The sequence below is a fragment of the Streptomyces sp. NPDC057137 genome (assembly GCF_042670825.1).
Taxonomy (GTDB): Bacteria; Actinomycetota; Actinomycetes; order Streptomycetales; family Streptomycetaceae; genus Streptomyces.
The window spans coordinates 71,028-78,562 of record NZ_JBHUUW010000039.1; the positions used below are offsets into that span (position 1 = coordinate 71,028).

Sequence of the window (7,535 nt, forward strand, 5' to 3'; positions counted from 1 at the left end):
AACGTTGTACAGAGTGTCGCAATGAGCCGCCACCCTCGGAACCAAGTCGGAACCAAGGAGGATTTGTGCGCATTCGAAGAAATCTGGCCCTTCTGCTCGCCGCCGTCCTGGGCGTCGCCGGACTCACGGCGGTCCCGGCGGCATCGGCCGCGGACGACCCGGTCGTGCCCCATGGACTCAAGGGCGAGTACTACTCCTCGTCCGCGCCCGGCGCCTTCGACTTCCACGAGCTGAAGGCCACCGGATTCGACCCGCAGATCGACTTCGACAACCTCGACTCCCGCCTCTCCACGGCCACCGGCAGCGCCGACCACGCCACCGTCCGCTGGACCGGGCAGATCGTCCCTGAACAGAGCGGCCCCCACACCTTCTCGATGATCGGCGACAACGGCTTCCGGCTCTGGGTCGACGGCGAGATAGCCATCGACCACTGGGTCAACGACTGGGAGAAGGAGCAGACCGCCGACCCGGTCGAGCTCACCGGCGGCCAGGCGTACGACATCAAGGTCGAGTACTTCGAGGACGTCGGAGGCTCGAATCTCCATCTGAACTGGACCGAACCCGGTGGCGCGAAAGAGCCGGTGCCCACCTCGGCCTTCCGGCTGCCCGACGGTTACGCGTACGACGGTGCCATCGCCACCACCGTGCTGGCCGACGGCCGCACGCTGCGGATGGAGTTCGCACAGGAGCTCGGCGCGGTCCCGGCCGGTCTCGCCGGCCATCTCGACGCGATCATCGGCGGCGCCCAGTGGCCGATGACATCGGTCAAGAAGGATCCCGCCGACGCCCGCAGCCTGCTCGTCGGCCTCAAGGAACCCGTCGTCGGCAAGGGCGGCTCCGCCGACATCCGTTACGACGGCCAGGGCGGTCTCGCCTCGCAGGACGCCGACCCCGTCGGGGAGTTCTGGAGCAGCGGACCGAACAAGTCCGAGTACCAGCTCTCCACCCCGTGGGCCAAGGACGTCGGCCCCGACAACGCGCTGCCCGAGTACCCGCGTCCGCAGATGACCCGCGACGCGTGGCGCAACCTCAACGGGGAGTGGCAGTTCGCCGCCGCCGAGCAGGGCGAGCGCCCGCCGGTGGGCAAGAAGCTGCGGGAGAAGATCCTCGTCCCGTACCCCGTCGAGTCGCAGCTCTCCGGACTCGAACGGCACGAGGACCGGATGTGGTACCGCCGTACCTTCACCGTGCCGGAGAGCTGGGACATCAGCGACGGCGGCAAGGGCGGGCACGGCAAGGCGGGCAAGCGTCTGAAGCTGAACTTCGACGCCGTCGACTGGCAGTCCACCGTCTACGTCAACGGCAAGAAGGTCACCGAACACAAGGGCGGCTACGACCGGTTCGGCGTCGACGTCACGGACGCGCTCAAGCCCGGCCGTACGCAGGAGCTGATCGTCGGCGTGTACGACCCGACCGACGCCGCGGGCGGCGAGAACCCGCCCATGGGCAAGCAGCGCCTCGACCCGAGCGGCATCTTCTACACCTCCTCGTCCGGCATCTGGCAGACGGTCTGGATGGAACCGGTCGCCACCGACCACGCGGACTCGCTGAAGCTCACCCCGGACGTCACGGGGGAGAAGCTGGCGGTCGAGGTGCGCGGCGTACGCGACGGGGTGCCGGTGACGGCCACCGCGTACGAGGGCAAGCGCAAGGTGGGCACGGTCAGGGGCCGTACGGGAGCGCCGCTCAGTGTTCCGGTGCCCGATCCGCGCCTGTGGTCGCCGGAGGATCCGTATCTGTACAAGCTCGACGTGCGCGTCGGCGGCGAGCGCGTGAGCGACAGGTCCGGCGACCGGGTCGGCAGCTACTTCGGCATGCGCTCCATCGCCGTCGAGAAGGTCGACGGGGTGCCGCGCACCGTGCTCAACGGCAAGCCCGTCTTCCTGATGGCCACGCTCGACCAAGGCTTCTGGCCGGACGGACTGCACACCGCGCCGACCGACGAAGCGCTCGCGTTCGACCTCAAGAAACACAAGGAACTCGGCTACAACTCCGTGCGCAAGCACATCAAGGTGGAGCCGGACCGGTGGTTCTACTGGGCGGACAAGCTGGGGCTTCTCGTCTGGCAGGACATGCCCTCGATGCCGAAGTCCCCGGAGGCCCCCGCCGCGGCGCAGTTCGAACACGAGATGAAGGAGATGATCGACCAGCATGCCAGCAGCCCGTCGGTGATCATGTGGGTCCCCTTCAACGAAGGCTGGGGCCAGTACGACCAGGCGCGGATCGCCGACCAGGCCAAGGGCTGGGACCCGACCCGGCTGGTCAACAACATGAGCGGCGTCAACTGCTGCGGTGCCGTCGACGGCAAGAACGGTGACATCGCCGACGCGCACGGCTATCCAACGCCCCTGCTGCCCGCGCCGGACGGGAAACGGGCGCTGGTCAGCGGTGAGTACGGCGGTCTCGGGCTCGCCGTACCGGGCCACGCCTGGCCGGTCCAGCACACCTATGTGGGCGTCGATCAGGCGAAGTACACGGACGAGTACCTGGGGCAGCTCGACAACGTACGCGACCTCGCCTGCCGGGGGAGCAACGGAGCCGTCTACACCCAGATCACCGATGTGGAAGGTGAACTCAACGGGCTGCTCACCTATGACCGCAAGGTCATGAAGCCCGACGTCCAGCGGCTCAAGGCGGCACACGACGCCCTGATCCGCGACGCGTCCGACCCGGCCTCGATGGAGTGCGGCAACTCCTGAGGCGGATCCCAGTCGCGCCCTCGGGCGCCGGGCTCAAGCCCGGCGGTCGAGGGCGCGCGGCGTGAACAGTGCGTTGCGCCGGGAATAAGCAGGTCGGAGCCCGGACTTGAAACTGCTGCCGGCCCGGGACAGGCCCGGGGCAGGCCCCCGACGGACCCGGGGCGGATCCTGGTACGGACCCGGGACAGACCCTGGTACGGCCACCGACGTCAGCAGTCAGAGCGAGGGATCCACATGCCCAAGGCGTACGTCTACACCCGGTTCGGCGGCCCGGAGGGCGAAGCCTTCGTCGAGCAGCCGAAGCCGGCCCCCGGCCACGGCGAACTCCTCATCGCCGTACGGGCGGCGGGCGTCAACCCCGTCGACTGGAAGCTGCGCACCGGCTACACGCGGCCGGGCTCGACCCCGAAGCCGCTGCCCACCGTGTTCGGCAGCGAGGCGTCCGGAGTGGTCGAGCAGGTCGGCGAGGGCGTGCGCGGATTCGCCGTCGGGGACGCCGTCTTCGGCTCCACCCTCACCGGCGGATACGCCGAGTACACCCTGCTGCCCGCAGCCATCACGGCCCACAAGCCGGACGCCGTCTCGTTCGCGGACGCGGCGGCCCTGCCGGTCGCCGCGGCGACCGCGTACGACGGTATCCAACAGCTGGCCCTCCCCGCCGGCGCGACCCTGCTCATCACCGGCGCCGGCGGCGGCGTGGGCGTGGCCGCGACACAGATCGCGATCGGCGCCGGCCTGCGCGTCGTCGGCTCGGCGAGCGCGGGCAAGAAGGACTTCGTGGAGTCGCTGGGCGCGGTCCACGTCCCGCCGGGCCCCGGACTGCAGGAGCGGGTGCGGGCCGCCGCGCCCGAGGGCATCGACGCGGTCTTCGACCTCGTCGGCGGCGCGGACCTGGAGGCCGTCGCGGGGCTCGTCCCCGACCTGACGAAGCTGATCAGCGCGGGGGACAAGCCGCGGGTCGTGACCCTGGGCGGCGCCGCGGTCGTACGGCTCCGCACGGCCGCCGTCCTTGAGGAGGTGGCCGCGCTGGTGGTGTCCGGTGCCCTGCGGCCGTATGTGACACGGACGTTCCCGCTGGCCGAGGCGGCGCAGGCGCTGCGCGCCGTCGAGGACGGGCACGCGCTCGGCAAGATCGTGATCGAGGTCGGCGCGTGAGCGCCGCCGGGCCGGTCCCCTCGCCCGGCGGCCCGACGTACCACCCGCTCGACAATCCGGTACTGGCCGGGCTGACCGGCCCGCACGCCCACTTCGCCGAGCGGCGCGGCCGGGTGCTCGGCTACCGGGCCGAGGTGTCGACCTGGCTCGCCCTGCCCGACGAGCCGGACGCGCGGGACTGGGCGGATGCCGCGCCTCTGGTCGGAGTCGACGGGACGGCCACGCTCGCCGGGGCGAACGTGCTGCCGCCGGAGGGCTGGGAGGTCACCTTCCAGGTGGACGGCGTCCAGCTGGTCGACGAGTCGGTCGACGCGGTTCTCGACGAGGAGGCGGTGGTGCTCGGCGCCGCCGACGTGCCGGAGATGCTGGACCTGGTGGACCGCACCCGCCCGGGGCCCTTCCGGCCGCGCACCATCGAGCTGGGTACGTATCTGGGCATCCGGCGCGGCGGTGAGCTGGTGGCGATGGCGGGGGAGCGGATGCACCCGCCGGGCTGGACGGAGATCAGCGCGGTCTGTACGGCGCCGGAGTTCCGCGGCCAGGGGCTGGGCGCCCGGCTCGTCCTGGCGGTGGCCGCCGGGATCAAGGACCGCGGCGAGACGCCGTTCCTGCAGGCGGCCGGGGACAACGCGAACGCCATCCGGCTCTACGAGGCGCTGGGCTTCCGGCTCCGCCGTCGTATGCCGTTCCTCGGGATCCGTGTCCCGGAGCCGTCGCGCGTCCCGGCGACGGCCGGCGGCTGAGCGGGCGGACACGCACACGTCGGCGGGGCGGGCGGACGGCCTGTGGTGGTCGTCCGCCCGCCCCACCGGGTGGGGTGAGTCCGGCTACGTCCGGACCGGGTCATTCATCTGGCTCGACCGGACCGCTCGGCCGCGCATACGGCTCGCCCTCATTGCCGCGCCCGCGCAGACCAGGCCCAGCACCGCGGTGAGGGCTCCTGGGATGACGAGGCTGAGGAAGACGCCGCGGTCCGGGCTGGAACCGACGACCCAGGGCGCCGCGACCATCCAGGCACCCAGCAGGCAGAGGGCCCAGCTGAAGCCGTACGTCCGGGTCGGTGTGGCGGAGAAAGCGAGGGCCAGGCCGGCGATCGCGATTCCCATGATCACGTTGTGGACCACGAGACCCGGCTGGCTGGTCGTGTAGTGAAGGATCCACGGTGAGAGGGCGATGAACAGGCCGGCGAGAAAGATCGGGCCGTCCAGCAGCGCCACATCACGTCCACCGAGCACGCGGGCGTACCTGGCCCGCATCTCTGGTACGTCAGGGTGAGCGCCTATGTCTCCCCTGGTGTCGGAAGCACCGGGGCGAGAACCTACATCTCCCCTGGTGTGTGAAACATCGGCCATGAGTCTCGACTCCTTCGGTCTGAGAGGTGCGACCGTGCTGCACCGGATCGAGCGGTACATGACCATTCTGCCCCCTTATTCACCTTTATGTGTAGTTGGGCGTGAACAAATTGCCCGGTACCTCATGGCAAACTGTTCGAGGCCGCTCGGCCGGACGGCCGTATCCGTGCGGGGCCTGACGGGCCCGGGGCGGGTGAGCGCCCGGACGGGTGAGTGACGAGGGATAGGGAACGGCAGCGGCGATGACGTTGACAGATGACGGGACCACGTTCGGGACAGATGACGGGGCCACGTTCGGCGAGAGCGCACCGGACGCCGCGTACGGCCCTGGAATCGACCCCGAGCGCATGGCCGTCTGTCTGGCCGTGCTCGACGAGCTGGACAAGCTCGATGTCGACCACCCCGACGCCGTCGCCGTACGCCGCGCGACCGCCGGGATCTACCGGACCGTCAAGCAGCGCCGCCGCCAGGAGCGTCGGGCGGCGAAGACCGCCAACGACAAGGCGGTCACCGAGGCCACGGCCACCGGTTCCGCCGAGCGCATCGACGACGAGACGCAGGGCCTGCTGCCGTCCTCCTCGGTCGCCGGCGACATCGCCGGAATCCTCCAACGGCCGCGCTCCTGCTACATCTGCAAGACCCGCTACGTCGAGGTCGACGCCTTCTACCACCAGCTCTGCCAGGCGTGCGCCGCCGAGAACCGGGCCCGCCGCGACGCCCGTACCGATCTCACCGGCAAGCGCGCCCTGCTGACCGGCGGCCGCGCCAAGATCGGCATGTACATCGCGCTGCGCCTGCTGCGCGACGGCGCGCACACCACCATCACCACCCGCTTCCCCAGCGACGCGATCCGCCGCTTCAAGGCGATGGAGGACAGCGCCGACTGGATCCACCGCCTCAAGATCGTCGGGATAGATCTGCGCGACCCGGCCCAGGTCGTCGCCCTCGCCGACTCCGTCGCCGCCGAGGGTCCGCTGGACATCCTCATCAACAACGCCGCGCAGACGGTACGCCGCTCCCCGGGGGCCTACAGCGAGCTGCTGGCCGCCGAGTCCGCGCCGCTGCCCGCAGGTGAACTCCCGTCCTCGCACGTCATCGGCGCGTTCGGCAGCGGTGCGCAGGCCGTCCTGCCCGCCGGTGGCGGCGAGGCGCTGAGCGCGTCGGACATCACCTCTCTGGCCCTGGTCGGCGGCTCGGCCACGCTCGCCCGTATCGAGGCGGGCACGGCGATCGACGCGGGCGGGCTCGTGCCCGATCTGCACGACACCAACAGCTGGATCCAGACGGTCTCCGACGTCGATCCGGTGGAGCTTCTCGAAGTCCAACTGTGCAACTCCACCGCGCCGTTCATCCTGATCAGCCGACTGCGCCCGGCGATGGCGGCAGCGGCGGCCGGGCGTACGTACGTGGTGAACGTGTCGGCGATGGAAGGCGTGTTCAGCCGCGGCTACAAGGGCGCCGGCCATCCGCACACCAACATGGCGAAGGCCGCGCTCAACATGCTGACCAGGACCAGCGCGCAGGAGATGTTCCAGTCCGACGGCATCCTGATGACCGCCGTCGACACCGGCTGGATCACCGACGAGCGCCCGCACCCGGACAAGATGCGGCTCGCCGACGAAGGCTTCCACGCCCCGCTCGACCTGATCGACGGCGCGGCGCGGGTCTACGACCCGATCGTGCGCGGCCAGGGCGGCGAGGATCTGTACGGCTGTTTCCTGAAGGACTACGCGCCCGCCAACTGGTAGAAACCGCACGGACACCGTCAACTGGCGGAGGGCGGGCCGCCGTCCGGGTGCCGCCGGCCGCTGTCCGGGTGCCGTACGGGCGCTGTCCGTGAAGTGACCCACTTCACGGACCCCATCGAGCGCACCCGCGCTCATTTGGTTAATGTAAGGCGCACGGACGCCACCCAGGGACCCACGAAGGTTCCTCGGCCGTCCCGGGACAGGCCTGCAACCAGGCCGCCGCCCCGCCCGAAAACCGGCGCCACCGCGACCGAACTGCTCTTACCCCTGCCCCAGTTGGCGGTCGGCGCCCGGTACGAGTCCGGAGTCGGTGCGTCCGGGGTTACGCGACACAAAGGAGTGCGCGGTGACACCTGAAATGGCTCAGCACGAGAACAGCCCGGCGGAACGAGGCGGTGAACGGAGCGGCGGTCCCCAGAAGCTCCGGAACATCGAGGTGTGGGCGAGGTCCGCACCGATCAGGCTGGCGGGCTACGAGGACGACCTCGCGGAGCCGCACATCCTGCAGGGAATCGACTAGGTCCTCAGAGGTATCGGAGCGTCAGCGGTCGAGTCGTCGAGCGCCGGACGGGCGGACAGCC

At 70.5% G+C, this 7,535-nt stretch carries 6 protein-coding genes; 5 read left to right on the forward strand and 1 reads right to left on the reverse strand.

The window, feature by feature from the left end; translation table 11 throughout:
• Positions 1 to 65 precede the first annotated feature (65 nt).
• From ACFT9I_RS26605 to ACFT9I_RS26615, 3 genes are all read left to right on the forward strand, one after another.
• The gene (locus ACFT9I_RS26605) at positions 66 to 2,699 is read left to right on the forward strand and encodes a PA14 domain-containing protein (protein WP_382568222.1); all 2,634 of its coding nucleotides are present in this window, start codon (positions 66 to 68) and stop codon (positions 2,697 to 2,699) included.
• 234 nt (positions 2,700 to 2,933) lie between these two features.
• Positions 2,934 to 3,854, forward strand: a complete 921-nt coding sequence (locus ACFT9I_RS26610; protein ID WP_382568224.1) for an NADP-dependent oxidoreductase — start codon at positions 2,934 to 2,936, stop codon at positions 3,852 to 3,854.
• Positions 3,851 to 4,597, forward strand: a complete 747-nt coding sequence (locus ACFT9I_RS26615; RefSeq protein ID WP_382568226.1) for a GNAT family N-acetyltransferase — start codon at positions 3,851 to 3,853, stop codon at positions 4,595 to 4,597. The genes ACFT9I_RS26610 and ACFT9I_RS26615 overlap by 4 nt, the downstream gene beginning before the upstream one ends.
• A gap of 84 nt (positions 4,598 to 4,681) precedes the next feature.
• Here the strand turns inward: ACFT9I_RS26615 and ACFT9I_RS26620 are convergent, their stop codons facing one another.
• The gene (locus ACFT9I_RS26620) at positions 4,682 to 5,206 is read right to left on the reverse strand and encodes an SPW repeat protein (RefSeq protein ID WP_382568228.1); all 525 of its coding nucleotides are present in this window, start codon (positions 5,204 to 5,206) and stop codon (positions 4,682 to 4,684) included.
• Positions 5,207 to 5,553: 347 nt separating this feature from the next.
• On the opposite strand from ACFT9I_RS26620, the gene ACFT9I_RS26625 reads away from it, so the two are divergent.
• Both ACFT9I_RS26625 and ACFT9I_RS26630 read left to right on the forward strand, forming a co-directional pair.
• Complete coding sequence (locus ACFT9I_RS26625; RefSeq protein WP_382568230.1) at positions 5,554 to 6,954, forward strand: SDR family NAD(P)-dependent oxidoreductase; 1,401 nt, start codon at positions 5,554 to 5,556, stop codon at positions 6,952 to 6,954.
• Positions 6,955 to 7,300: 346 nt separating this feature from the next.
• Positions 7,301 to 7,474 carry a hypothetical protein gene (locus ACFT9I_RS26630; RefSeq protein ID WP_382568232.1) on the forward strand — a complete coding sequence of 58 codons (174 nt, stop codon included), beginning with the start codon at positions 7,301 to 7,303 and terminating at the stop codon, positions 7,472 to 7,474.
• The last annotated feature ends 61 nt before the right edge of the window (positions 7,475 to 7,535 follow it).